We start from the raw sequence: 24186 nt of genomic DNA, 5'->3' as shown, positions 1-24186 counted from the left end.
CCGAATCGCAATTGGTTTGATGGCACCCGAATCACAAATCCCCACGCCAGCATCCGCGAAACGGCGATTCGCCGTCAGCCTCGCCCTGTTCTATTCGGCCGTCTTCGCGGTCTCGGGCACGCATCTGCCGTTCTTCCCGGTATGGCTGAAGGCGATCGGCGTCGACGCGGCCTGGATCGGGCTCATCAACGCGCTGCCGGCGATCACGCGCTTCACCACGCTGCCGCAAGTGACCGCCTTCGCCGAGAAGCGACATGCCATTCGCGCCGGCATGATGGTGTCGGTGCTGGCGACCGCGATTGGCTTCACCGCGGTCGGCTTGCAGCAGCAGCCGCTGGCGCTGTTCCTGATCTACGCGCTGACCTGCATGATGTGGACGCCGACGATGCCGCTGACCGATGCTTATGCGCTACGCGGCGTCGCCCGTTACGGGCTCGATTACGGACCCTTGCGGCTGTGGGGCTCAGCGGCCTTCGCCGCCGGCTCGCTCGCCTGCGGCTATCTCGTAGACCACATCGCCGCGCGCGATCTGATCTGGGTCATCGTCGCATGGGCCGTCGTTGCGGTCGCAGCCGGCCTGCTGCTTCAGCCGCTCGACGATGTCAGGCGCAAGACGACGGAGAGGCATGCCGGCAAGCCGCTGCTGCGCGATGCCGGCTTCTGGGCCGTCATCGTCTCGGCGGCGCTGATTCAGGGCAGCCACGTCGCCTACTACACCTTCTCGGCCATCAACTGGCAGCTCCATGGGATCAGTGGGCTGACTATCGCAGGCCTGTGGACGCTGGGCGTGATCGCGGAGATCGTGGTGTTCGCGCTGTCGCCGCGCTTCTCGCTGCATCCGTCCACCATGATCGCGATCGGAGGGCTCAGCGCCGTGCTGCGCTGGATCGTCACCGCGAGCGAGCCGGCGCTCGCGCTGCTGGCGATCGTCCAGCTCGGCCACGGTCTCAGCTTCGGCATGACCATCGTCGGCACGATGAATCTCCTGGTGCAGCGCGTGCCTTCGCATCAGATCGCGCGGGGGCAGGGCTATTACGCCGCGTGCAACGGGCTTCTGGGCGCTGCGACCTCGATCGCCTCAGGTGCGATCTACGCCCGTATCGGCGATGGTTTGTATTACGTGATGGCCGCGATGGCTGCGGCCGGCGGGCTTCTGATCTGGTCGGCGCAGCACCGGCTCAAGCCTCAGCCCCAGAGCGAAGCGTCCGGCGGGTAGACCAGGCTGCTGTCATAACGCAGGCCATGGTCGCGGTCGCGCGCCAGCAGCAAGGGCCCATCGAGATCGACGAAGCGCGCCTGCGGCGTCACCAGCATCGCGGGGGCCATCGACAGCGAGGTTGCGACCATGCAGCCGATCATGATTTCGAAGCCGAGCGCCTGCGCGGCGTCCGCCATCGCAAGGGCCTCGGTGAGGCCGCCGGTCTTGTCAAGCTTGATGTTCACGGCGTCGTAGCGGTCGCGCAACGGGGCAAGCGAGGAGCGGTCATGCACGCTCTCGTCGGCGCAGACCGCGAGCGGGCGCTTGATCCGCGCCAGCGCCTCGTCTTTGCCCGCGGGCAGTGGCTGCTCAACCAGGATGACGCCGGCGGCATCGCAGGCGGCGAGATTGTGCGCCAAATTGGCCTCGGTCCAGGCCTCGTTGGCATCGACGATCAGCTCGGATTCGGGAGCGGCCTTGCGCACCGCCGCGATCCGCTCCGGATCGCCGTCGCCGCCGAGCTTGATCTTGAGCAGCGGCCGGTGCGCCGCCTTGGCGGTGGCGGCCGCCATGGCCACGGGGGTCCCTAACGAGATCGTGTACGCCGTAGTGCGCTCGCCCGGCACCGGGCGACCCATCAGGTTCCAGGCCCGCTGGCCCGCCGCCTTGGCCTCCAGGTCGATCAGGGCGCAGTCCAGGGCATTGCGGGCCGCACCGGGCGCCATGGCGGTCTGGAGGGCTTGCCGCGTCAGCCCGTCCGCCAAGGCCTGCTGCATGGCCTGGATCGCCGCCAGCGTCGCCTCGGGCGTCTCGCCATAGCGGGGATAGGGCACGCATTCGCCGCGGCCGGTCAGCCCGTCCCGGCCGACCTCCGCCACGACCGTCACGGCCTCGGTCTTGGCCCCCCGGCTGATGGTAAAGCTGCCCGCGATCGGGAAGCGCTCGATTCGCGCCGCCAGGGCAGCAAATTTCATGGAAGTCATTTTGAACTCTGGCGAAATCTGAACCTGCTAGTTACCTCTAGCAACTAACATTAACCACTTGGGGATACCTTCTCTGGGTAAGGCGCGTGCGCAACTATCTGATTTTCTCCGCCCCGGCACGGGAGCGGACATCTTGAGCAGCGATCCGAAGCTGGAGCGGATTGCCAAGGGCAACGCGCTGGCACTCTGCGCCACCGGGACATGGACCGCGAGCTTCGCGCCGGTCCTGGAGCGCATGGTGGCCGACGCCGAGAAGCTCGCCGGCGGCCAGCAAAGCATCTTCATCGACGTCTCCGAGGTCGCCAAGCTCGACACGTTCGGCGCCTGGCTGATCGAGCGGCTGCGCCGCAGCCTGACGAAAGAATCCGTCGAGGCGCAGATCGCGGGTCTCTCCGCCAATTATTCCAGCCTCGTGGACGAGGTGCGGCGGGTCAGGGCGACGGCCGTGGTCGACGGCGGCACGGTGACCATCACAGGCATGCTGGAGCAGATCGGCCGGACCGTGGCCGGTATCGGCGGCACGGTCGCAGGCCTCGTCGACATGCTCGGCGCCGTGCTCGCGGCATGGTTTCGCGTCCTGATCCATCCGCGCTCGTTCCGCCTGACCTCGACCGTGCATCACATGGAGCAGGTCTGCTGGCGCGCGGTGCCGATCATCGTGCTGATCACCTTCCTGATCGGATGCATCATCGCCCAACAAGGCATCTTCCATTTCCGAAGGTTCGGCGCCGACATCTTCGTGGTCGACATGCTGGGCGTGCTGGTGCTGCGCGAGATCGGCGTGCTGCTGGTCGCGATCATGGTCGCGGGCCGCTCGGGCAGCGCCTACACCGCCGAGCTCGGCTCGATGAAGATGCGCGAGGAGATCGACGCGCTGCGCACCATGGGCTTCGATCCGATCGAGGTGCTGGTGCTGCCGCGCATGATGGCGCTGGTGCTGGCGCTGCCGATCCTGGCTTTCCTCGGCGCGATGGCGGCGCTCTATGGCGGCGGTCTCGTTGCCTGGCTCTATGGCGGGGTCGAGCCCGAAGCCTTCCTGCTGCGCTTGCGCGACGCCATCTCGATCGACCATTTCATCGTCGGCATCGTCAAGGCGCCGGTCATGGCCGCCGTGATCGGCATCGTCGCCTGCGTCGAAGGCCTTGCCGTGCAGGGCAGCGCGGAATCGCTGGGCCAGCACACCACGGCCTCGGTGGTGAAGGGCATCTTCTTCGTCATCGTCATGGACGGCGTGTTCGCCATCTTCTTCGCCTCGATCGGGATGTGACGATGGCTGGCGAGATCCAAAATCCGATCATCCGCGTGCGCGACATCACCGTGCAGTTCGGTAGCACACGCGTGCTCGACGGCCTCAACCTCGACGTCAAGCGCGGCGAGATCTTGGGTTTCGTCGGTCCTTCCGGTGCCGGCAAGTCGGTGCTGACGCGCACCATCATCGGTCTCGTGCCGAAGGTTGCGGGCTCCATCGAGGTGTTCGGCGTCGATCTGGATTCCTCGAGCACCTCGCAGCGCCGCAACGTGGAGCGGCGCTGGGGCGTCTTGTTTCAGCAGGGCGCGCTGTTCTCCTCGCTGACCGTGCGGCAGAACATCCAGTTTCCGATGCGCGAATATCTTCGGGTCTCGCAGCGCCTGATGGACGAGATCACCATGGCCAAGCTGACCATGGTCGGCCTCAAGCCCGAGGTTGCCGAGCGCTTCCCGTCCGAGCTCTCCGGCGGCATGATCAAGCGCGTGGCGCTGGCGCGCGCGCTGTCGCTCGATCCGGATCTCGTCTTCCTGGACGAGCCGACCTCGGGCCTCGATCCGATCGGCGCCGGCGATTTCGACGAGCTGGTCAGGACGCTCCAGCGCACTTTGGGGCTGACCGTTTTCATGGTAACCCACGACCTCGACAGCCTTTACACAGCGTGTGACCGCATCGCCGTTTTAGGGAACGGTAAGATCATAGCGGCAGGGTCGATCGCCGACATGCAGGCCTCGCAGCATCCCTGGCTGAGGCAATATTTCCATGGCAAGCGCGCCCGCGCGGTCATGGGTTGAGTGGCTGGGTTGAATAGCTGTGATGAGTAGCCGGAGCACCTGATGGAAACGCGGGCAAACTACGTCTTGATCGGGTCGTTCACGCTGGCGGTGATCGCCGCGGCGATCGGCTTCGTGCTCTGGTTCCAGTCGCTGCACACCACCAAGCAGCGCAGTCCGCTGCGCGTCGTGTTCGAGGGCCCGGCGGCGGGCCTGCGCAACGGCGGCAGTGTCAATTTCAACGGTATCAGGGTGGGCGAGGTGGTCTCGGTGAAGCTCGACAACCCGCGGCGGGTTGTCGCACTCGCCATGATCGAGAACAACGCCCCGATCCGCAAGGACACCCTGGTCGGCCTCGAATTCCAGGGCCTCACCGGCGTCGCCGCCATCTCGCTCAAGGGCGGGGACGAGGCCGCGGCCCCGCCGCCGCTCGACCAGGACGGCATCCCGACGCTGACGGCCGACCCCAACAAGCTCCAGGACGTCACCGAGGCGATCCGCGGCACGCTGCAGAACATCAACAAGATCGTCGCCGACAATCAGGAATCGGTGAAGAACTCGCTGAAGAATTTGGAGACCTTCACCAACTCGCTCGCGCGCAATTCCGAGAAGATCGACGGCGTGATGGCCAAGGTCGACGGCGTCATGCTCAAGGCCGACAACCTCATGCTCGGACTCAACACGCTCGCCGGCGGCAAGGACGGCGGCGAGCTGTTCCAGGCGGTGAAGTCGATCCGCGAGCTCGCCGACGATTTCGACAAGCGCTCCGGTGCGTTGATGAGCGATGGCCGTCGTACCCTCGGTGACATCAGCCGCGCCGTGAACAATTTCGACCGCAACCCGACCCGCGTGCTGTTCGGCGCCAGCAACTCATCGCAGCCCGCTCCGCCGCCCGAGCCGCCGAGGCCGGCCCCCACCGCGAGCGGCAGGCGCTAGGCGAGCGCAAGTTCGCGCACTTCGTCATCGTAGGTCTCGTGTCCCGGACGCGCTGCAGCGTGCGCTTCGTTCCTCGCAATGACGGCTTGCGGAGACCATCGCGGCGTTCTTCACCCCCCGCGATACGAAAGTATGGGGGTCTAGCCGAGCCAAGGTAGGGGGAGGGGTAGGCCGGTATTGTCCGCTATATCGCGCTCAAGGCGTGCCCACGACAAGGCGCGTCGACTTCACTCACAGGGGAGGAGAGAGCGCGTGGTACGTCTGCTGCTGTTGTTGCCGTTCATCGGCCTGATGATTGTGCCGTTCTACAATATCAGGGAGCCGCATCTGTTCGGCTTCCCGTTCTTCTACTGGTATCAGCTTGCCTGGGTGCCGCTGACCTCGCTGCTCACCTACATCGTCTACAGGAGCGTGCGCCGTGCTGACTAATGTCGATAGCGCGGCGTTCGCCGTATTCCTCGCACTGTTCATTCTCGTCACCGGCATGGGCTTCGTCGCCTCGCGCTGGCGCAAGCCGGAGACGCTCGCCCATCTCGACGAGTGGGGCCTTGGCGGCCGCAAGTTCGGGACCTGGATCACCTGGTTCCTGGTCGGCGGCGACTTCTACACCGCCTACACCGTGATCGCCGTTCCTGCGCTGGTCTACGCGGTCGGCGCCTACGGCTTCTTCGCGCTGCCCTACACCATCATCGTCTATCCGTTCGTGTTCGCGGTGATGCCGGTGCTGTGGAAGGTCGCCAAGGAGCGCGGCTACGTCACCGCGGGCGACGTGGTGCGCGGCGCCTACGGATCGCGCGGGCTCGAGCTTGCGGTCGCGGCCACCGGCGTGCTGGCGACGATGCCTTACATCGCGCTCCAGCTGATCGGCATGGAGGTGGCGATCAAGGCGCTCGGCCTGCACGGCGAGGTGCCGCTCGTTCTCGCCTTCCTGGTGCTGGCGCTCTACACTTATTCGTCGGGCCTGCGCGCGCCGGCGCTGATCGCCTTCGTCAAGGACATCATGATCTACATCGTGGTGATCGCCGCGATTGCGATCGTGCCCTCGAAGCTTGGCGGCTACGGAGCGATCTTCACCGCGGCGGATGCGGCATTCGCAGCGAAAGGCGCAGGCGGCATCCTGCTGTCCCCGGCGCAGATCGTGCCCTATGCCTCGCTGGCGCTGGGCTCGGCGCTCGCCGCCTTCATGTATCCGCACACGCTGACCGGCATCTTCGCGTCCTCGGGCGGCAACACCATCCGCAAGAATGCGATGATGCTGCCGGCCTACACGCTGCTGCTCGGCCTGCTTGCGCTGCTCGGTTACATGGGCCATGCGGCGGGCCTCAAGCTCGCCAGCAACAACGACGTCGTGCCCGAGCTGTTCAAGACGCTGTTCCCGAGCTGGTTCGCAGGCTTTGCCTTCGCCGCGATTGCGATCGGAGCGCTGGTGCCGGCCGCCGTCATGAGCATCGGCGCCGCCAATCTGTTCACCCGCAACTTCTGGAAGGTGTGGGTCGATCCGAAGGTGACGCCGGCAGGTGAGGCGAAGGTCGCCAAGATCACCTCCATGCTGGTGAAGGTCGGCGCGCTGCTCGCCATCCTCCTGATGCCGACGCAGTTCGCGCTCGACCTGCAACTGCTCGGGGGCCTCTGGATCCTGCAGACGCTGCCGGCGCTCGTGTTCGGTCTCTATCTGAACTGGTTCTCGAGCCCGGCGCTGCTGGCTGGCTGGGCCGTCGGCCTGGCCGGCGGATCGTGGCTCGCCTGGTCGGACGGATTGAAGCCGCTGCACAGCATCGACTTCGGCGCCGGGAAGGTCGCGATCTACACCGGTCTGTTGGCGCTCGCGCTCAACATCGTGGTGGCCGTCGTGGTCAACCTGGCGCTCAAGCGCATGCCGCAGCAACGGCTGTCCCGCGAGGCGGCCTGAGCGATTGCGGGCGGCGGCCGGGGAAATCCCTTCGGCCGCCGCTTGTCTGCGGACTGAAACGGCCTTCCATGCGATTGAAAACGCTCTAGTATCCGCCCGCGCCCGGCCGCTCGTCGCGAGCGCATCAGACTGTTTCGGGTGAGGATGTCTTGCAGGCGTGGTTCGTTCTTGCGGTCGCTGCCGGCTATGTGACCACGCTGTTCCTGGTGGCCTGGTGGGGCGACCGGCGAAGCGCCGGCGGGCCGCTGGTGTCGCCAAGCTCCTGGGCGGCCGCGATCAGCTATTGCCTGACGCTTGCGGTCTACAACACCTCGTGGAGCTTCTACGGCTCGGTCGGACGGACCGCCACCAGCGGGCTGGACTTCGCCACGATCTATATCGGCCCGACCCTGGTGCTGCTGTTCGGCCAGCGGCTCCTGTCCAAGGTGATTGCGATCGCCAAGGCACAGAACGTCACCTCCATCGCGGACTTCATCGCCGCGCGCTACGGCAAGAGCCAGGTGCTTGCGGCCTTCGTGACGCTCGCATCGCTGCTCGGCGTGCTTCCCTATATCGCGCTCCAGCTCAAGGCCGTCGGCAAGAGTTTTGATTATCTGATCCTCCAGCCCGAGCGGGCCGGCGGCGAGGCGCTGCGGTTCTGGCAAGACTCGGCGTTCGGCGTCGCTGCATCGATGGCGCTGTTCGCGATCGTGTTCGGTGTCCGGCACGTCCATGCCAGTGAGCATCATCGCGGCCTGATGCTCGCGATCGCCTTCGAGAGCGTCGTCAAGCTGCTCGCATTCCTGATCGTCGCGCTGTTCGTGCTGTTCGGACCCTCCGGCGGGCCGGCCGCTCTGCTGTCGCAGTTTCAATCGGATCCGCAATTGGGCGGCATCCTGAGCTTCGACCCGGCGCAGCCGGTGTGGCCTGCAACGATCATCATCTCGGCGATTGCTTTCCTCTGCCTGCCGCAGGCCTTCCATGTCGCCGTCGTCGAGAATGAGAGCCCAAGCCATACGCGCACCGCGGCCTGGCTCTATCCGGCTTATCTTGCGCTGTTCAGCCTCTTGATCCTGCCGATCGCTGCGGCCGGGCTCACCCGCTTCGGCGGGATGATGGACCCCGACACCTACGTCATCTCGCTGCCGATCGCAGCCGATGCGGGCACCATCAGCCTGATCGCGTTTCTGGGCGGGCTGTCGGCCGCCACCGGCATGGTTATCATGACATCCGTTGCGCTCAGCACCATGCTCTGCAACGACGTCATCATGCCGCTGCTGCTGCGCTCGCGCGTCTTCGGCCTGCACGCACAGAGCCGGCCGATGACGTCGGTGCTGGTGACGGTGCGCCGGCTCTCGATCCTCAGCATCCTGCTGCTCGCCTATCTGATGCACCGCCTCGTCAACCAGTCCTATCCGCTCACCGTGATCGGCCTGTTGTCGTTCGTCGCGGTCGCACAATTCGGTCCGGCGTTCGTCGGCGGGCTGTTCTGGCCGCGGGCCAACAAGGCCGGCGCCTCGCTCGGGATCGCGGTCGGCTTCTTCGTCTGGGCCTACACGCTGCTGCTGCCCTCGGCCGCGCCGCTCTGGCCGGGGATCGAGGAAATCGTTCGTCAAGGTCCCTGGCAACTCGCCTGGCTCAAGCCGAATGCGCTGCTGGGCCTCGAAGGGATCGATCCGATCTCGCACGCCACGCTGTGGAGCCTTGGCGCCAATCTCGTCTGCTTCCTGATGGTCTCGGCGCTGGGCCGGCAATCGACAGTCGAGCGTAATCAGGCGGCCGCGTTCGCCGACGGCGTCGTCCGCGAATCCATCCCCAAGCTGTCGTCGCGCGTGGTGGTGCGGCTCGATGATCTCCGCGCGCTGGCGCTGCGTTTCGTCGGCGCCGAGCGCGGCGCGGCGGCCTTCGACGCTTATCTGGCGGCCCGCATCGCAGGGACGGGGCCGCGTCTCGATCCGTCGGGACTGGTCGATCTCGACTCGATTCGGTTTACCGAGAATTTGCTGGCCGGCGCGATCGGCGCGGCATCGGCGCGCGTCGTGATCGCGGCGTCGCTGGAAGGCCACTCGCTGTCGCGGCGGGAGGCGATGGCGATGCTCGACGAGGCCTCGGAAGCGCTGCGCTTCAACCGCAGCCTATTGCAGTCTACGCTCGAAAGCGTACCGCAGGGCATCTGCGCCTTCGACGCCGATTTCAACATCACAGCCTGGAACGGTCGGTTCATCGCGCTGCTCGATCTGCCGCCGGACTTCGTGCGCGTGGGGCTTCCGCTGGCGGATCTCATCGCCTTCAATGTCGAGCGCGGCGAATATGCCGCATCCGAATTCGCCGCGCTTCTGGTCAACCGTGACGTCGCCACGCAGCGCTGGCCTTATCTCTACGAGCGCAAGCGGCCGGACGGCACGGTGCTGGAGATCGTCTACGACCGCGTCGCCGAGGGTGGCTACGTCTCGACCTATACCGACGTCACCGAGCGTCACCGTGCCGCCGAGGCCTTGCGACGCGCCAATGAGGGGCTCGAGATGCGCGTCCGCGAGCGCACCGAGGCGCTCGAGCAGGCGAAGGCCGAAGCCGAGCAGGCCAATCTCGGCAAGACGCGCTTTTTGGCCGCGGCCAGCCACGATTTGCTGCAGCCGCTGAATGCGGCCCGTCTGTTTCTGTCCGCGCTCGACGAGAGCCTGAGCGCTCCGTCGCGCGCTGGCGACGCCGACAAGGAGCGCACCCTGGCGAGCAGCGCGGTTACGGCGCTACGATCGACCGAGCACGTGCTCGACCGGCTGCTCGACATCTCCTCCTATGATGCCGGCGCCGTGCGCGCCGAGATATCCGACTTTCCGATCGCCGATCTCTTCGTGCAGTTGAACGTCGAATTCTCGGCGATGGCGCGCGAGCGCGGGATCGCCTTCCGCGTCGTCGATTGCGGCTTTGCGGTGCGCAGCGATCCGCATCTGCTGCGCCGGATCCTGCAGAACCTGCTGTCGAATGCGCTTCGCTACACGCCCAAGGGACGCATCCTGCTCGGCTGCCGGCGGCGCGGAGAGGCGCTGCGCATCGAGGTCTGGGACACCGGCGTCGGAATCGCGGCGGCAGACCAGAAGCGCATCTTCGAGGAGTTCCAGCGCCTCGCGCCGGGGGCGGAGAAGGGATTGGGCCTCGGGCTCGCCATCGTCGAGCGCGTGTCCCGGCTGCTGGACCATGCCGTCGACCTGCGTTCGCGCCCCGGACAAGGTTCGTGCTTTGCCGTCACGGTGCCGCTCGCGCGCGGACCAGGCCGGCCGCTTCGGCGCACCCCTGCGGTGGCCGTGCCGGCACCGGCGGAGCGCGCGCTGACCATCCTGTGCCTCGACAATGACGCGACCATCCTCGATGGGCTCTCTGCGCTGCTCGGCGGCTGGGGCCATCGCGTGCTGGTCGCAGCCGACGCCGCCGCGGCGATGCAAGCGGCAGCCGCCGTCCTGCCGGACGTCGTGCTGCTCGATTACCACCTCGACGGCGGCTGCAACGGCTTGGACTTTCTCGACAATCTCAGGCAGAAGTCGGGACGCGAGGTCGGTGCGCTGGTCGTCACCGGCGATCGCAGCGAGGCGGTGCGCCAGGCGGCGAGGGCGCGCGGCTGCGAGATCCTGTCGAAGCCGGTCAAGCCGGCGGCCCTGCGGCGCTTTCTCGGCGGCGAAGCCCTGAGCCGGCAGTTCGGCACGAAACCGGAGACTCCCTGACGATGCGCATCCTGATCGGCGACGACCACCCGCTGGTGCAGGCCGCGCTCCGTAGCGCGTTGTCGACCGTGCTGCCCGATCTCGACATCGTCGCCTGCCAGTCGCTGGACGAGGCGCTGAATGCGCTCGCGGCCCAGTCCGACGAGATCGACCTGATCCTCTGGGATCTGACGATGCCGGGCATCCAGGGCTTTGCTGCGCTGTTCATCCTGTCGGCGCAATTCCCGACGGTGCCGGTCGCGATCATCTCGGCCCGGCAGGACGCCGCCACCATCCGTCGCGCCATCGCCTATGGCGCATCCGGTTACATCCCGAAATCGCTCAGCCTGCCCGAGATGGCTGATGCGATCACAAAGATCCTCGCCGGCGAGATCTGGATGCCGCCAAATGTCGGCGGCCGCGGCTCGATCCAGAGCGCCGACATCGAGCTCGCCGCGCGCATGGCCACCCTCTCGGCGCAGCAGCTGCGAATTCTCGCGATGATCGTGGAAGGCAAGCTCAACAAGCAGATCGCGGGCGAGCTCGATATCGCCGAGCAGACGGTGAAGGGCCACGTCTCGACCATCCTGCGCAAGCTCGGCGTGGGGTCGCGCACCCAGGCGGCCGTGCTCGCCGAGCGGCTGTCGTTCGGTCAGCCCGGCGGCAATTGAGCTTCAGAACATCCAAACAAAAACGGAGGCCGTGAGGCCTCCGTTTCATTCGCTGTTCGTTGTCGCTGCGAGCCGCTTACCCCAGCCGTCCCGCTGCATGCGCCAGCAGCGTGTACACCAGGCCCGTCTCCGAGGTCAGGTGGCTGCGCAGCTCCTGCGGACCGCGGCCGTCGCGCGCGACCTCGTCGAGCAGGCGCTCGAACTCGGCGACATAACGGTCGACCGTGCCCTTGAAGTTGCGGTCGGCGCGGTACTTGCGGGCGACCTCGTCGAAGGCCTTCTGGCCGGCGGGCGTGTAGAGGCGCTTGGTGAAGGCCTTGTTCTCGCCGCGCTGGTAGCGGTCCCACATCTCGGCAGCGAGGTTGCGGTCCATCAGCCGGCCGATGTCGAGCGACAGCGATTCCAGCGGATTGCTGCTTGCCTGCGGCGCCTGCGGCTGCGGCGCGGGTGCGGCGCGGCCACGCGGAGCCTCACGGCCGGTCGGGGCGCCCTGATTGGCGTCCGTGCGGTTGAGGAGGTCCGACAGCCAGCCGTCACGGCCCTGGTCGTTACCGGCGGGCGCGACCGGCGGTGCGTCGGTGCGGCGCGCGGCCGGCATGCCGAGGTCCGGCGGCGGCAGCGTGGAAGCGCTGCCGGTGTCGCGCATGCGGGTCTCGGCGCTACGTCCGCCCGCAGCCGCCATGATCGGCTCCTCCTGGCGCTGGACGGCGACGGAGGCGCGGCCCGTCGTGGTGACGTCGAGGCCGCGGCCATGCTGGGCCACGATGCGGTTGAGCTCGGCGAGGGCCTCGATCTGGTCGACGATCACCTTGCGCATCTGCGCAGTGCTCTCGGCGGCCTCCTGCGGCATCTCGAGCACGCCGCGGCGCAGCTCGTTGCGGGTGGCTTCGAGCTCGTTGTGCATCTCGAACGCCATCTGCTTCATGCTGGAGACGAGGTTGGTGAACTTCTCGGTCGACTGCTTGAACATCGTATCCGCCTCGTCCGTGGTCTGGCGGTAGATGTCGTGCATCGCCTCGATGGTCTGGCGGTGCTCCTCTTCGGAGGCCGCGCGCACCGCCTCGAACTGGCGGGTGATCGCGGCCGAGCCTGCGCCGGCGGTCTCGGCGACGACGCGGGCGATGTCGCGGGCGCGCTCTTCGGCGGCCGCCAGCGATTCATCGAGCAGGCCGGTGAAGCGCGACAGGCGCTGGTCGAGATCGGCGGTGCGCAGATCGATCGTGGTGACGAGCGATTCCAGCGCCTGCTTGCGCTCGGCGAGCGAGGCGGTGGTGTTCTTGTTGCTCTGCTCGACGACCTGCGCCGCGTCGACCAGGGCCTTGCCGTGCGCGTCGAACTGGGTCGACAGCTCGCCGAGATCCTGCAGCGCCTTCGTGGTCTTGCTGTTGAAGACGTTGAGCTGCTCTTCCAGGTTTTGCGTCGCCGCGCCGTTGCGCGAGGTGACGTCGTTCATCGCCGAGACGAAGTCGGCGACGCGCGTCACCAGCGCCCGCTCGAGCGAGTTGAGGTTGTCGTGCGCACCGGTCAGCACCTCCTGAAGCAGGATGTTGCCTTCGCGCAGGCGCTCGAACAGCGCCACGGTGTCGGTACGCAGGATCTTGCTGGTCTCCTGCATCTCGGTGACGGCCGCGATCGAGACCTGGCGCGACTGGTCGATCGCCGCGCGCGAGGCCTGCTCGAGGTCCTTCAGCGACTTGCCAACCGCGCCGGTGGCGATCTCGCTCGCCGCGTTGATGGTGCGGGCGACTTCCGAGCCGTTGCCCATCATGGTCTGCGAGAAGGCCTGGCCGCGCGTCTCGATCGACTTCAGCGCGTCCGAGGTGACGCGGTCGATGTCGAGCGTGAGCTGGCTGGTCTTGGAGCCGATCGCGTCGACCAGGGCGCCGCGCTTGGCGTCGATCATGTTCGACAGGCGGTCGGCCTGCTGCTGCACGTAGGTGACGATCTCGTCGGTCTTGCCGGTCATGGCCTGGCCGAAGCTCGAGCTGGCGGCGAGCACCGAACGCTCGACGTCGGACGAACTCGACTTGACCCGCGAGCTCGCCTCGTTGGAGGCCGATATCAGCGCGTTCTGGGCGTTGAGCGCGCTGGTCTGGATGTCGTTGGTCGCGTTCGCGGTGGCCGCGCTCAGCGTCCGCTCGATCTCGGTCGAGATCGTGCGGATCTGGCTCGCGGCGTCCGCCGAGGTCGAGGTCAGCGAGGTCTGGGCCTCACGCGCGCTGTTGAGGATGGTCGAGGCGGTGTCGGCGCCGACTGCGGTCAGCGTGCGCTCGATGTCCGTGGTCAGCGACTTGATCTGGCTGGCCGCGTCGGTCGAGGCGGAGATCAGCGAGCCCTGGGCCTCGCGCACGCCGCTGGTGAGCGCCTCGATGGTGGCGCCGCCGGCGGTCGCCAGCGCGCGCTGCATCTCGGCCGCGAGCGAACGGACCTGGCTGGTCTGCTCGGCCGAGACGGAGAGCAGGGTGCTCTGGGCGTCGCGGGCGCTGGTGGTGATCGTCTCCGCGGTCGACTGGCCGACCTGCGAGAGCGAACGATGCACTTCGGCCGCGAGCGACTTGACCTGGCTCGCCGCATCCGAGGAGGCCGTAACCAGCGTGCTCTGGGCTTCGCGGGCGCCGCTCATGATGGTCTCGGCGGTCGAGGTGCCGGCCATCGTCAGCGAGCGCTGCACGTCCGAGGACAGCGCCTTGATCTGGTTGGCGGTCTCGGCCGAGGCCGCGATCAGCGCGCTCTGCGCATCGCGGGCGCCGGCGGTGATCGATTCCGCCGTGGTGGAGCCGGCCAGCGACAGCGAACGCTGCACGTCGGCGGTGAGCGTCTTGACGTGGTTGGCCGCGTCCGAGGACGCCGTGACGAGGGTGGTCTGCACCTCGCGGGCGCCGGCCAGGATCGAGGCTGCGGTGGCGGAGCCTGCCGCCGACAGCGTACGCTCGACGTCGGCCGCGAGCCCCTTGATCTGGTTGGAGGCTTCGCCCGAGGCTGCGACCAGCGTCGACTGCGCCTCGCGGGCGCTGCTCAGGATCGAGTTCGCCGAACCGGTGCCGACCGCGGTCAGCGCGCGCTCGACCTCGGCAGAGGTCATCTTGAGCTGGGCGTTGACGTCGGAGGAGACCGTCATCAGCGATTGCTGGGCGGTGCGCGCACCGGTCTGGATCGTCTCGCTGGTGTTGACGACGAGGTTGGTGAGCGAGCGCTCGGCGTCCTCGACATGCGAGCGGATCGCGGTCGAGATCATCTCGGCGCGGGACATCATGTCCTCGCTGGCCTGGCGGCCGCTGCTTTCGATGCGGCCTGCGACGGCCTCGACACGCGAGCCGAGCAGGTCTTCGAACTGTGCCACGCGCACGTCGATGTCGCTGGCGACCGAGCCGACCCGGGTCTCGATGACCTGGTGGATTTCCTGGAAGCGCGCCGTGACCGTGTCGGTCAGGTGCGTGCTGCGGCCGTCGATGATCTCGGTGACGCCGGTGATGCGGCGGTCGACCGCCTCGATCGCCTGCGCGGTGCCGTCCGTGAGGGTTGAGGTCAAGAGGGTCAGGCGCGTGTCGATCGACTGCACGGCCTGCGAGGCGCCGTTCGTGACCGCGGTGGTCAGGTAGGTGAGGCGGGAGTCGATCGACTCGAGCGCCTGCGTCGCATTGCCGGTCAGCGTCGTCGTGAGGTGCGTCAGGCGGGTATCGATCGACTGGATGGTCTGCGAGGCGCCATCGGTCAGCGTGGTGGTGAGGTTGTTGAGGCGCGCATCGATGGTCTCGATGGCCTGCGAGGCGCCGCCGGTCAGCGAGCTCGTGAGATGGTTGAGGCGCGCATCGATGGTTTCGATGGCCTGCGAAGCACCGCCGGTCAGCGACGTCGTGAGGTGGGTGAGCCGGGAGTCGATCGACTGGATCGCCTGCGCGGCGCCGTCGGTCAGCGAGGTCGCCAGCGTGTTGATGCGCCCGTCGATGGTCTCGGTCATGGATTGCGCGCGGGTGTCGAACGACTGTTCGAGCGCGGCGACGCGGCCGACGAGCTGCTCGTCGAAGGTCTTGATGTGACCATCGATCGTGCCGTCGAGGCTGGCGATCTTGCTGTTCAGCGAGGCGTCGAGGTGGTTGACGCGCTCGCCGACCGTTGTCTCGAACTGCACCAGGCGCTGGTCGAGCACGGCGGTGATCTCGCCGCCATTGGCGGTGAAGCGGGTGTCGAAATTCTCGACATAGGTCTTCAGCGACTCGTGGATGTCCTGCGTGCGCTGGCCCATGCGCTCGACGATCTCGCCGCCGAAGGTCTTCACGGTGCGGTCGAACTCGGAGATGTGGCGCGTGATCAGCGCACCCAGCGTCCCGCTGTCGCGGGCGAATTTCTCGACCAGCTCGGTGCCCTGGTTCCTCACCAGCTCGTCGAACGCGCTCATCTGCAGCGACAGCGAGTCGTGCGCGGTCTCGGTCTGGCTGACGACCTTGGCGACGAGGGTGTTGACGGTGGCGTCGAGCGCCTCGCTCGCCTTGTCGCCGCTCGTCAGGATCTGGCCGGCGAGGCGGTTGCCGGCGTCGTCGATCTTGGCGGAGAGGTCGTTGGAGCGCAGCTCGAGCTCGAGCAGCAGCGAATCCGAGGAATTCTTCAGGCTGTCGTGCACCTGCTCGGTGCGCTCGGAGATGCCGTCGACGATCGCGGCGGAGCGCTGCTCGAACTCGCCGGTGATGCGGTCGATGCGCTCGTTGAGCATCTCGTGGACGCGGTCGGCGAGGTCGACGAACTCGTCGTGGACGTGGCCGGTCTTGAAGTTGAGGCTGGTGGTCAGCCGCTCGCTGGCATCGAGCACGGCGCGCGTGGTCTCGTTGCTGGCTTCCTCGAGGCGGTCGAGCAGGTCGCCGCCGCGCTCGCCGAGCGCCAGGATCATGTTGTCGCCGGCATTGCTCAGCGCGCTGGTGATGTGGGCGCCGCGCTCTTCCAGCGCGCCGGTGATGGACTTGGCGACCTCGTCGACGCGCGAGGCGATCGCATCAGAGATCAGCGCGATGTCGTGGCGCAAATCGATCTGCACGCCGGAGATGGCGCTGCGGACCTGCTCGGCCTGGCCGACCAGATTGTCGCGCTGATGCGCGATGTCCTGCAGCAGGGCGCGGATGCGGACTTCGTTGTCGGAATAGGCGCGTTCGAGCGCGGCAACCTCGTTGGCAACCAGCGTCTCGAGCTCGCCGGCGCGCGCGATGGCGCGCTCGATGCCGTCGCCCATCGCCGCGACCTCGCGGCGGATGGCCTGGCCGACGGTGACCATGGAATCGGAGGCCGAGCCCTCGGGCTCGGAGAAGCGGATCGCAACCTGCGCCATCGCCTGCGCGATCATGCGCATTTCCTGGCCGCGCCAGACCAGGCTCGCAAGGAAGTAGAACAGCATGATCGGCGCGAAGAACATCGCAACCAGGCCGGCGATCACGAGCACGCCGCCGCTCTGGCCCATGGCGGCCTGGATCGAGGGCAGGAAGCCGAAGGTCAGCGCGGCGCAGGCCGCGAGCCAGACGCCGGCGAAGATGGTGGCGAAGGTGTAGACGTTGCGGGCAGGGCGGCCCTTCTGCAGGGCCTGGAGCAGCTGGCCAATGGTCTCGCGGTCGTCATTGGCGGCGCGGCGCGAAGAGCGCGGCTCCTCGACCGGGTCGAACACGGTCGAACGTTCGTTGGCGGCGGGGCGCGGCTCGAAGCTCGGCTCGTCGAAGATCGGGGGCGGCGGCGCCACCGAAGGCGCGGTTTCGTTGCGCATCGCGGCGTTGCGGCTGGTGTCGGCAGCCGTGTCGCTGATGTTCAGGGCTTCCTGGATCGCAGAAAGCGCAACTTCTGTGGGGTCTTTGACCTTTTTCGGAGTGTTCGCCATGTTCAGTCCGAGCCCTCGTTACTTGTACGCGTCCCCCCGCGAGCCCTGCGCGCTGCGTGCGCAAGCCCACAGACCGGATCATGCCGCTTGCGCGGATCTCCGAGCCGTCCCCACCCGGACGGCTTGTCCGCCAATTTCCGCAACATCCTATTGGCAGAGCGTCGCGAATGAAATGCCCGCGATTAAGACATTCTTAATCATCGTTAACAGGATCGGGCCGTAACGCCTTAGCAATAAATGCAATTCTCCACTGGACTCGGCCGATTGCGGCAACTTTTCGTCAATAAACCGGCGGAACTGCGTCTCTGACCCCGAACATTTCGTTAACCATTTCCATGCTTGGGTGAGGTCAATTCACCGCCGGACCGGCGGAACCGCCGCGCGATGCCGGGGCCTGCGCCATGACGCCTGAACTGCAACGGATGGACTGGATGCCGTCGCCCCCGCTTGCACCCATCGACAGCCCGCTCGACCTCGATCACCTCTCCCGGATGACGCTCGGCGACGCCGAGCTGGAACGGGAAGTGCTGGCCATGTTCGCCGAGCAGGCGGTCCGCCTGATCGCGGCGATGGCGACGCTGCCGGCCGAGGCGGGCGTGCTGGCCCACAAGCTCAAGGGCTCGGCGCGCGGGATCGGCGCTTTTGCGGTGGCGGATGCGGCCGCAAGCCTGGAGATTGCGGTCCAGACCGGCCATGACCAGCGCCACGCTTTCGCCGCGCTGAAAGAGGCGGTGACCGAGGCTCGCGCCGCCATCGAGGCGATGCTGAAGCCTTGAGGCCACGCGGCCGAGCCGGACTCTAGTCTCTTGTTTTGACGCGTTTTCTTCCCGCAAAGCGGGATTCACTTCGGCTGAAAACCCTATGGCGCCCGGCTGATCGACCCGTTATAGGACAGCCCGGACCCTCCTTCATTCCCAGCACCGCGGCAGCACGAGCACACATGGCCAAGATTCACTTTGTCGACCACAAGGGCGAAACCCGCACGGTGGAAATCGAGAACGGCGCAACCGTGATGGAAGCCGCGATCCGCAACAGCATTCCCGGCGTCGAGGCCGAATGCGGCGGCGCCTGCGCCTGCGCGACCTGCCATGTCTATGTCGACGAAGCCTGGCGCGAGAAGGTCGGCAGCCCGACGCCGATGGAAGAGGACATGCTCGACTTCGGTTTCGACGTGCGCCCGAATTCGCGCCTGTCCTGCCAGATCAAGGTCTCCGACGATCTCGACGGTCTCGTCGTGACAACGCCGGAACGCCAGGCCTGATTCTGACAGGCCTGATCCTGACAAGCCTGATCCTTACAAGCCTGCCCCTTCTGAACTGAACTATATGTTCGGCGTCGCGACCTCGATGCCGCGCTTGTGCCAGGGTCTGAGCTTCTCGACGATCTCCGCGCTGAGCGGCGCTGGCCGCCGCGTCGCCTCGTCGAGCATGACCCCGACCGACATCGCCGAGGCGATGCACTTTCCTTGCGAGAACACGACCTGCTCGAAGGTCACTGACGTCCGTCCGAGCTTCACTACGCCTAGGCCGAGCTCGATCGTGTTCGGCCAGTGCAGCTCGGCGCGGAAGTGGATGTCGAGCCGCACCATGATCCAGGCGAGCCCTGGCGGCGTCAGTCCGTACTCCGGCAGCTTCATCAGCGTGACGCGGCCGGTCTCGAAATAGGTGGCGTAGACCGCGTTGTTGACGTGCTGGTTGGGATCGAGATCGCCGAAGCGGACGTTGTCGCTGAGGCGGTAGGGATAGTCCTCCAGGCGCGGCGTCGTATCGAGGCGGCTTGGTGCGTTCACCGATTGATCTCCGTCATATCTTTCCTCGTTACAGCCCAGTTATTTTGCCCCGGCAAGTGGGCGCGGCTGCGGGGCGCTCCCGCTTTTATGCCTTCCCTGATCCATCCCCGTTGGCTAGACAGGCAGGGTCACCTCTGCCCGCCGGGCGCGTCCAACCGATAACGACCGATAAAGAGACGACATGAGCGATGTGATCAAAACCGATGTGCTGATTATTGGCGCCGGCCCCTGCGGTCTGTTCGCCGCTTTCGAGCTTGGCCTTCTCGACATGAAGGCGCATTTCGTCGACATCCTCGACAAGATCGGCGGCCAGTGCGCCGAGCTCTATCCGGAAAAGCCGATCTACGACATTCCCGGCATTCCGCAGGTTTCGGGGCAGGGCCTCACCGACGCGTTGATGGAGCAGATCAAGCCGTTCCATCCGACCTTCCATCTCGGCGAGATGGTCGAGACGGTGGAGAAGATCGGCGATCCCGCCTTCCGCTGCACCACCGACGCCGGCAAGGTGTTCGAATGCAAGGTGCTGGTGATCGCGGCCGGCGGCGGCTCGTTCCAGCCCAAGCGCCCGCCGGTGCCGGGCATCGAGGCCTACGAAGGCACTTCAGTCCATTACGCCGTGCGCAAGATGGAGACGTTCCGCGACAAGAACGTGCTGGTCGTCGGCGGCGGCGATTCCGCGCTCGACTGGACCCTCAATCTGCATCCGATTGCGAAGCGCATCACGCTGTTGCACCGGCGCGACGAGTTTCGCGCCGCGCCCCACAGCGTCGAGCAGATGCGCGCGCTGGTTGCCGGCGGCAAGATGGATCTCCGGCTCGGCCAGGTCACGGCGCTCTCCGGCGCAGAGGGCCTGCTCACCGGCGCCACCATCAAGGGCAACGACAACAGCGTCACGGACATTGCCTGCGACACCATGCTGCCGTTCTTCGGGCTGACCATGAAGCTCGGCCCGGTCGCGAACTGGGGCATCGCGCTGGAGAACAATCTGGTGCCGGTCGAGACGTCCGCGTTCGAGACCAATGTTCCCGGCATCTTCGCGATCGGCGACATCAATACGTATCCCGGCAAGATCAAGCTGATCCTGTGCGGCTTCCACGAGGGCGCGCTGATGTCGCAAAAAGCCCATCGCTACGTCTATCCGGAGAAGCGGCTCGTGTTCCAGTACACGACCTCGTCCTCCAGCCTGCAAAAGAAGCTCGGTGTCAACTGACGGCGGCAGGGTGGGGAGGGGATGCCCCATGTTTCTGGCGCTGGAACCGTTCGCGAAATCGCCGTAGTCTGCGGCCATTCCGGTCGTGGAATAACAAGGTGATCTAATGCGGATTTTTACCAGCTCTCGGCTGTTCCCCTTCCTCGCGCTCGCATTGTCGCTCGCGACGGTGACGCCGTCTGCGGCACAAATCGCCGAGCCCACGGCGGCGGGCCTCTGGCAGAAGGTCGAGGACGGCAAGACGGTCGGATGGTTTCTCTTCATCGACCACAACGGCATCTTCGAAGGCGTGATCGCAAAGACCTTCCCGCGGCCCGGCGACGATCCGAACGAGATCTGCAGCAAGTGCACCGACGATCGCAAGAATGCGCCGGTGCTCGGCATCTCCTTCGTCCGCAACATGAAGCGCGACGGATTGAAGTACGAAGGCGGCAACGTGCTCAATCCGCGCGACGGCCAGATCTGGAAGGCCAACATGAAGGTCAGTCCCGACGGTCAGACCCTGACCCTGCGCGGCTATCTCGGCATCGCGCTGCTCGGCAAGGACGAGGCCTGGACGCGCCTGCCTGACACCAACATCGCCCAGGTCGATCCTGCCATCGTCGCGAAGTATCTGCCTGCGCAAGCCGCGGCCACCAAGCCGCCGGCACCGACGAAGAAGGGCGGCGGAACGATGATGGCGCCGGCGCCCAAGCAGTAGGCTCGAGTTCCGTGCTGCCTGATCGGCGGTAGCTTCCGGTCACGGTCATTCCCCGCACGAGCAGACGGTCTTCGCGGCGACGTTCGCCGAAAGGCGAATGCGTGCCCCGCTTGCTCCAGTAGTTCCCCGGAATGCGCGCTGGCGCCGGATTTGCATAGCTGTCCGCAAAGCTGCTGGGGAGCGAGTCGCCGTCTCCATGCCTGCCGTGCGCGGTGCTGCGGGCAGACGGCAGCGTTTGCCTCGCGGCGATCACTTCGACCGCGGAGGCGACATGAGACCTGCAAGACAGTGTGCCGCCGTGCTGCTGGGGCTGACGGTTCTGCTCACCAATTCCGCGCTGGCGCGCGACGACGGACGCTACGCCAACTCGCCGCTAAAACCCTGGTTCGAAAGCCTGCACAGCGAATTCGGCCAGTGCTGCACCGACGCCGACGGCTACATCATTGCCGACGTCGATTGGGAGTCCGATCGCGGCCGCTTCCGCGTCCGCATCGACGACGAATGGGTCGTGGTGCCTGACGGTGCCGTGATCACCGTGCCGAACAAGATCGGCCGCACCATGGTGTGGAAGCACTATATCGACGGCCATCCGCGCGTGCGCTGCTTCATGCCGGGCAGCATGACCTGAAAACGCTGACGGCGCCCGCATCGGATGCAGGCGCCGCAAGCGACGCGAAAGGCTCAGCGCGCTTCGCTGCCCGAACCTGCGCTCGCGAGCTGCTTGACGCGCGGCGACAGCACCGAAACCTGCGCCGGCGAGGCGGGCATGCCGGCGACGATCATCGAGGGCGCGGCCGACTGCTCCTCGACGCCGGCGCCGCCGAGCACCTGCACCTGCGTCGCCGAGATCGGCAACGATTTCACTTCGTAAGTCGGAAGTTCGCTGGCGAAAGCAACGGTCGAGCTCGCAATCACGGCGCTGGCGACGGCAATCATTGTGAGAACACGCATTGGAAAATCTCCGTTGAAGATGTCAATCGGAGGTTTGGTCGTCTCGATGCCGGAACAGGTTCGCTTGTGCGAGAACATTCCCGTGGCCGTCGGCGAACATATTGATTGCTTGATGCGCAACGACGAAACGAGAAAGAAGTTTTTCGCGCCAGTGTTTCCGGACGGTTTCGCGGATTGACCGGCGCAGCTCGCGGTCAGCCCGCTTGCAGATCCAAATGCGGAGATCTGGTCGGTGCGGCGGCGACGGGAAAGCGCAGCCTCATGCTCGTGCCGCGGCCAGGCGTGGAGGAGATGACCAGCTCGCCACCGTGCGCGGCCATGATCTCGCGGACGATCGACAGGCCGAGGCCCGCGCCATCGCCGGCAGTGTTGCCGGTCTGAAACGGCTCGGTCAGCCCGTGCTCCACGCCGTCCGGCAGGCCTGCGCCGTCGTCGTCAATCGAGATGCCGTCGCGGCCGAGCGTGGCGACGATGCGTCGTGCGCCATGGGCGTGGATGAGTGCGTTGCCGACGAGATTGGCGAGCGCGCTGCGAATCGCGGCGTCCACGCCCTGCACCAGGAGCGGACCTTTCTCGGCCTGTTCCAGCGCGAGCTCGATGCCGGCGTCCAGTGCCGACGGGCCGAAATCGGCGAGCACGTCCAGCGTGATCTGGGCGAGATCGATCGGCCGTTTTTCGATCGCATGGTTTTGCAGCCGCGCCAGATCGAGCATCGCGGAGACCAGCGACGTCAGGCGCCTGATATCGCGCACCAGTTCGGCCTTCAGGGCAGGCTCGGGTACGTCCTCGACCTTCGCGCGCAGCAGCGTCAGCGGCGTGCGGAGCTGATGGGCGGCATTGCCGAGGAAGCGGCGTTGCATCCTGATATAGGCATCGATCTCGCCGAAGGCGCGGTTTAGCGCCTCGACCAGCGGCTTCAGCTCGCGCGGGACCTCGGACAGCGAGATCAGGCCCTGCGGGGCCGATGGATCGATCGCGAGGGCGCGACGTGCGACCCGCTCGATGCCGCGTGAGACGAAACGCGCAGCAAGCGCCGACCCGATCGCGACGGTGGCCGCAAAGGCCAGTGCTACCACGAGGATCGAAAAGAAGCTGCGGGCGAGGAAGCTTCTTGCGAGCCGGCCGAAGCGGACCTGAGGCTCGCCGACCATCGTCGTGAGCCGCAAGGCGCCCCGTTGCGCAACGGCAAGACAGAACGTGCTGTTCTGGTCGGGTGTGCTGAAGACGGACAAGCCGACAGGCCCGCGATAGGGAAAGGCGAAGGGTAGCTGTGGCCGGTGCTCGCTGCCGTACTCGCTGACAAGATCGCCCACGGAGACGACGAACCAGAGGTTTGGACTGTCCGCCTTCAGCTCCTCGAGCGCGGGAGTGGGGCGCACCACCAGGTTTTGCCCATCGACAACAGTGGCGCGATCGAGAACGGCGGCCACGACCCGGCACGCCCTGACTCGCGCTCCTCCATCGGGTACCTCGAGACGAAGATCGCGACCATGATCAGGAAGATGGTCGTCGCGGCGATGCCGAGCGAAAACGCAAACGTCTGGGCGATCGACCTCATCGCGGCGTTGCCAGCCGCAGGATGTAGCCGATGCCCCGCATGCTGCGGATCTCGACGTCGCCGCCGAGCTCGAGCAATTTCTTCCTCAGGCGCGAGACCTGCGCTTCGAGCGTGTTGGATTCGATTTCGTCGTCGAAGCCGTAGATCTCCTCGATCAGGGCGGCGCGGGTGATGACGCGGTCGCGCCGCATCAGCAACGCTCCCAGGATCAGCGCCTCGCGCCGCCGCAACAGGATCCTGGTGTCGGCGACCACCGCCTCGTTGCTTCCGAGATGCAGCTCCACATTGCCGAGCGACAGCACCGAAGGGGCGAGCAGCCGGGGCCGCCGCAGCACCGCGCGTACGCGCGCAATCAATTCCTGCGGCTCGAACGGTTTTCCGAGATAGTCGTCGGCGCCGCCGTTGAGACCCTCGACGACGTCTTCCTTGGCGTCCTTGGACGTCAGCATGATGATCGCGGGCCGGTCGGGGGATTGGCTCAGGGCCGTGACCACCTGGAGCGCATCACCGTCGGGCAGCATGCGGTCGATGATGGCGAGATCATATTTGAAATTGTCGAGCGCCTGGCGGGCATCGGCAATCGAGCCAACGAGGTCGACGATTCCGTGCAATTGCCCGAGCAGGCGGCTGACATAGGCGCCGATCTGCGGTTCGTCTTCGATTACGAGGGAACGCACGCGGGTCGTCCTTGACTCTGCTGGGCAACAAATCCCCGAGCGTGACGCTCCCTGGCCGAA

21 protein-coding genes are annotated in these 24186 nt (G+C 66.4%); 14 read left to right on the top strand and 7 right to left on the bottom strand.

Going from position 1 to position 24186, the window contains the following annotated elements; translation table 11 throughout:
- The first annotated feature begins 19 nt into the window (after window positions 1-19).
- Entirely contained in the window at window positions 20-1216 is a 1197-nt protein-coding gene (locus A3AS_RS0109480; RefSeq protein ID WP_018317358.1) for a major facilitator superfamily domain-containing protein 6, read from the top strand.
- On the opposite strand, the gene dgcA is transcribed toward A3AS_RS0109480, so the two are convergent.
- On the bottom strand, window positions 1186-2181 hold the full coding sequence (gene dgcA / locus A3AS_RS0109475) for an N-acetyl-D-Glu racemase DgcA (protein ID WP_018317357.1): 996 nt from the start codon (window positions 2179-2181) through the stop codon (window positions 1186-1188). The genes A3AS_RS0109480 and dgcA overlap by 31 nt on opposite strands.
- Before the next feature lie 133 nt (window positions 2182-2314).
- Here dgcA and A3AS_RS0109470 point away from each other — a divergent pair, with 133 nt between their 5' ends.
- The 7 genes from A3AS_RS0109470 (at window position 2315) to A3AS_RS0109440 (ending at window position 11390) form a co-directional block, all read left to right on the top strand.
- On the top strand, window positions 2315-3448 hold the full coding sequence (locus tag A3AS_RS0109470; protein WP_018317356.1) for an ABC transporter permease: 1134 nt from the start codon (window positions 2315-2317) through the stop codon (window positions 3446-3448).
- A gap of 2 nt (window positions 3449-3450) precedes the next feature.
- A complete protein-coding gene (locus A3AS_RS0109465) occupies window positions 3451-4221 on the top strand; it encodes an ABC transporter ATP-binding protein (RefSeq protein ID WP_018317355.1) in 771 nt (256 codons plus the stop codon).
- Between the two features lie 42 nt (window positions 4222-4263).
- The gene (locus tag A3AS_RS0109460; RefSeq protein ID WP_018317354.1) at window positions 4264-5136 is read left to right on the top strand and encodes an MlaD family protein; all 873 of its coding nucleotides are present in this window, start codon (window positions 4264-4266) and stop codon (window positions 5134-5136) included.
- 252 nt (window positions 5137-5388) lie between these two features.
- Window positions 5389-5565, top strand: a complete 177-nt coding sequence (locus A3AS_RS44915) for a DUF3311 domain-containing protein (protein ID WP_018317353.1) — start codon at window positions 5389-5391, stop codon at window positions 5563-5565.
- Complete coding sequence (mctP, locus tag A3AS_RS0109450) at window positions 5555-7045, top strand: monocarboxylate uptake permease MctP (protein WP_018317352.1); 1491 nt, start codon at window positions 5555-5557, stop codon at window positions 7043-7045. Before A3AS_RS44915 ends, mctP begins: the two co-directional genes overlap by 11 nt.
- Before the next feature lie 149 nt (window positions 7046-7194).
- Complete coding sequence (locus A3AS_RS0109445; protein ID WP_018317351.1) at window positions 7195-10740, top strand: NahK/ErcS family hybrid sensor histidine kinase/response regulator; 3546 nt, start codon at window positions 7195-7197, stop codon at window positions 10738-10740.
- Window positions 10737-11390, top strand: a complete 654-nt coding sequence (locus A3AS_RS0109440) for a response regulator transcription factor (protein ID WP_026201830.1) — start codon at window positions 10737-10739, stop codon at window positions 11388-11390. The genes A3AS_RS0109445 and A3AS_RS0109440 overlap by 4 nt, the downstream gene beginning before the upstream one ends.
- 76 nt (window positions 11391-11466) lie before the next feature.
- On the opposite strand, the gene A3AS_RS0109435 is transcribed toward A3AS_RS0109440, so the two are convergent.
- Window positions 11467-17241: a negative regulator of septation ring formation gene (locus tag A3AS_RS0109435; RefSeq protein ID WP_018317349.1), complete on the bottom strand. Its 5775-nt coding sequence runs from the start codon at window positions 17239-17241 to the stop codon at window positions 11467-11469.
- A 401-nt stretch (window positions 17242-17642) separates the two neighbouring features.
- Between A3AS_RS0109435 and A3AS_RS0109430 the strand changes: the two genes are divergently transcribed.
- Together A3AS_RS0109430 and A3AS_RS0109425 are read left to right on the top strand one after the other, a co-directional pair.
- Entirely contained in the window at window positions 17643-18017 is a 375-nt protein-coding gene (locus A3AS_RS0109430; protein WP_018317348.1) for an Hpt domain-containing protein, read from the top strand.
- 164 nt (window positions 18018-18181) lie between these two features.
- Window positions 18182-18502 carry a 2Fe-2S iron-sulfur cluster-binding protein gene (locus A3AS_RS0109425; protein ID WP_018317347.1) on the top strand — a complete coding sequence of 107 codons (321 nt, stop codon included), beginning with the start codon at window positions 18182-18184 and terminating at the stop codon, window positions 18500-18502.
- A 60-nt stretch (window positions 18503-18562) separates the two neighbouring features.
- Here the strand turns inward: A3AS_RS0109425 and A3AS_RS0109420 are convergent, their stop codons facing one another.
- Window positions 18563-19030, bottom strand: a complete 468-nt coding sequence (locus A3AS_RS0109420; protein WP_018317346.1) for a thioesterase family protein — start codon at window positions 19028-19030, stop codon at window positions 18563-18565.
- Between the two features lie 181 nt (window positions 19031-19211).
- Between A3AS_RS0109420 and A3AS_RS0109415 the strand changes: the two genes are divergently transcribed.
- The 3 genes from A3AS_RS0109415 (at window position 19212) to A3AS_RS0109405 (ending at window position 21568) form a co-directional block, all read left to right on the top strand.
- Complete coding sequence (locus A3AS_RS0109415; protein ID WP_018317345.1) at window positions 19212-20240, top strand: NAD(P)/FAD-dependent oxidoreductase; 1029 nt, start codon at window positions 19212-19214, stop codon at window positions 20238-20240.
- A gap of 106 nt (window positions 20241-20346) precedes the next feature.
- On the top strand, window positions 20347-20940 hold the full coding sequence (locus tag A3AS_RS0109410) for a DUF2147 domain-containing protein (RefSeq protein WP_018317344.1): 594 nt from the start codon (window positions 20347-20349) through the stop codon (window positions 20938-20940).
- A 271-nt stretch (window positions 20941-21211) separates the two neighbouring features.
- Window positions 21212-21568 carry a hypothetical protein gene (locus A3AS_RS0109405; protein WP_018317343.1) on the top strand — a complete coding sequence of 119 codons (357 nt, stop codon included), beginning with the start codon at window positions 21212-21214 and terminating at the stop codon, window positions 21566-21568.
- Between the two features lie 53 nt (window positions 21569-21621).
- Here the strand turns inward: A3AS_RS0109405 and A3AS_RS0109400 are convergent, their stop codons facing one another.
- Window positions 21622-21891, bottom strand: a complete 270-nt coding sequence (locus A3AS_RS0109400; RefSeq protein ID WP_026201829.1) for a hypothetical protein — start codon at window positions 21889-21891, stop codon at window positions 21622-21624.
- A 13-nt stretch (window positions 21892-21904) separates the two neighbouring features.
- Between A3AS_RS0109400 and A3AS_RS48220 the strand changes: the two genes are divergently transcribed.
- The gene (locus A3AS_RS48220) at window positions 21905-22069 is read left to right on the top strand and encodes a hypothetical protein (RefSeq protein ID WP_177237353.1); all 165 of its coding nucleotides are present in this window, start codon (window positions 21905-21907) and stop codon (window positions 22067-22069) included.
- 16 nt (window positions 22070-22085) lie between these two features.
- On the opposite strand, the gene A3AS_RS0109390 is transcribed toward A3AS_RS48220, so the two are convergent.
- Genes A3AS_RS0109390 through A3AS_RS0109385 form a run of 3 tightly spaced genes read right to left on the bottom strand, consistent with a single transcriptional unit; the run spans window position 22086 to window position 24126 of the window.
- Window positions 22086-23273 carry a cell wall metabolism sensor histidine kinase WalK gene (locus A3AS_RS0109390; protein WP_245283176.1) on the bottom strand — a complete coding sequence of 396 codons (1188 nt, stop codon included), beginning with the start codon at window positions 23271-23273 and terminating at the stop codon, window positions 22086-22088.
- Complete coding sequence (locus A3AS_RS48950) at window positions 23240-23449, bottom strand: hypothetical protein (RefSeq protein ID WP_245283175.1); 210 nt, start codon at window positions 23447-23449, stop codon at window positions 23240-23242. The genes A3AS_RS0109390 and A3AS_RS48950 overlap by 34 nt, the downstream gene beginning before the upstream one ends.
- A complete protein-coding gene (locus A3AS_RS0109385; protein WP_018317340.1) occupies window positions 23446-24126 on the bottom strand; it encodes a response regulator transcription factor in 681 nt (226 codons plus the stop codon). The genes A3AS_RS48950 and A3AS_RS0109385 overlap by 4 nt, the downstream gene beginning before the upstream one ends.
- Between the last annotated feature and the right edge of the window lie 60 nt (window positions 24127-24186).

The organism is Bradyrhizobium sp. WSM2793, from assembly GCF_000379585.1.
GTDB lineage: Bacteria > Pseudomonadota > Alphaproteobacteria > Rhizobiales > Xanthobacteraceae > Bradyrhizobium.
Note: the sequence above shows the minus strand (reverse complement) of the source record. Positions and strands in the feature narration are given on the sequence as shown.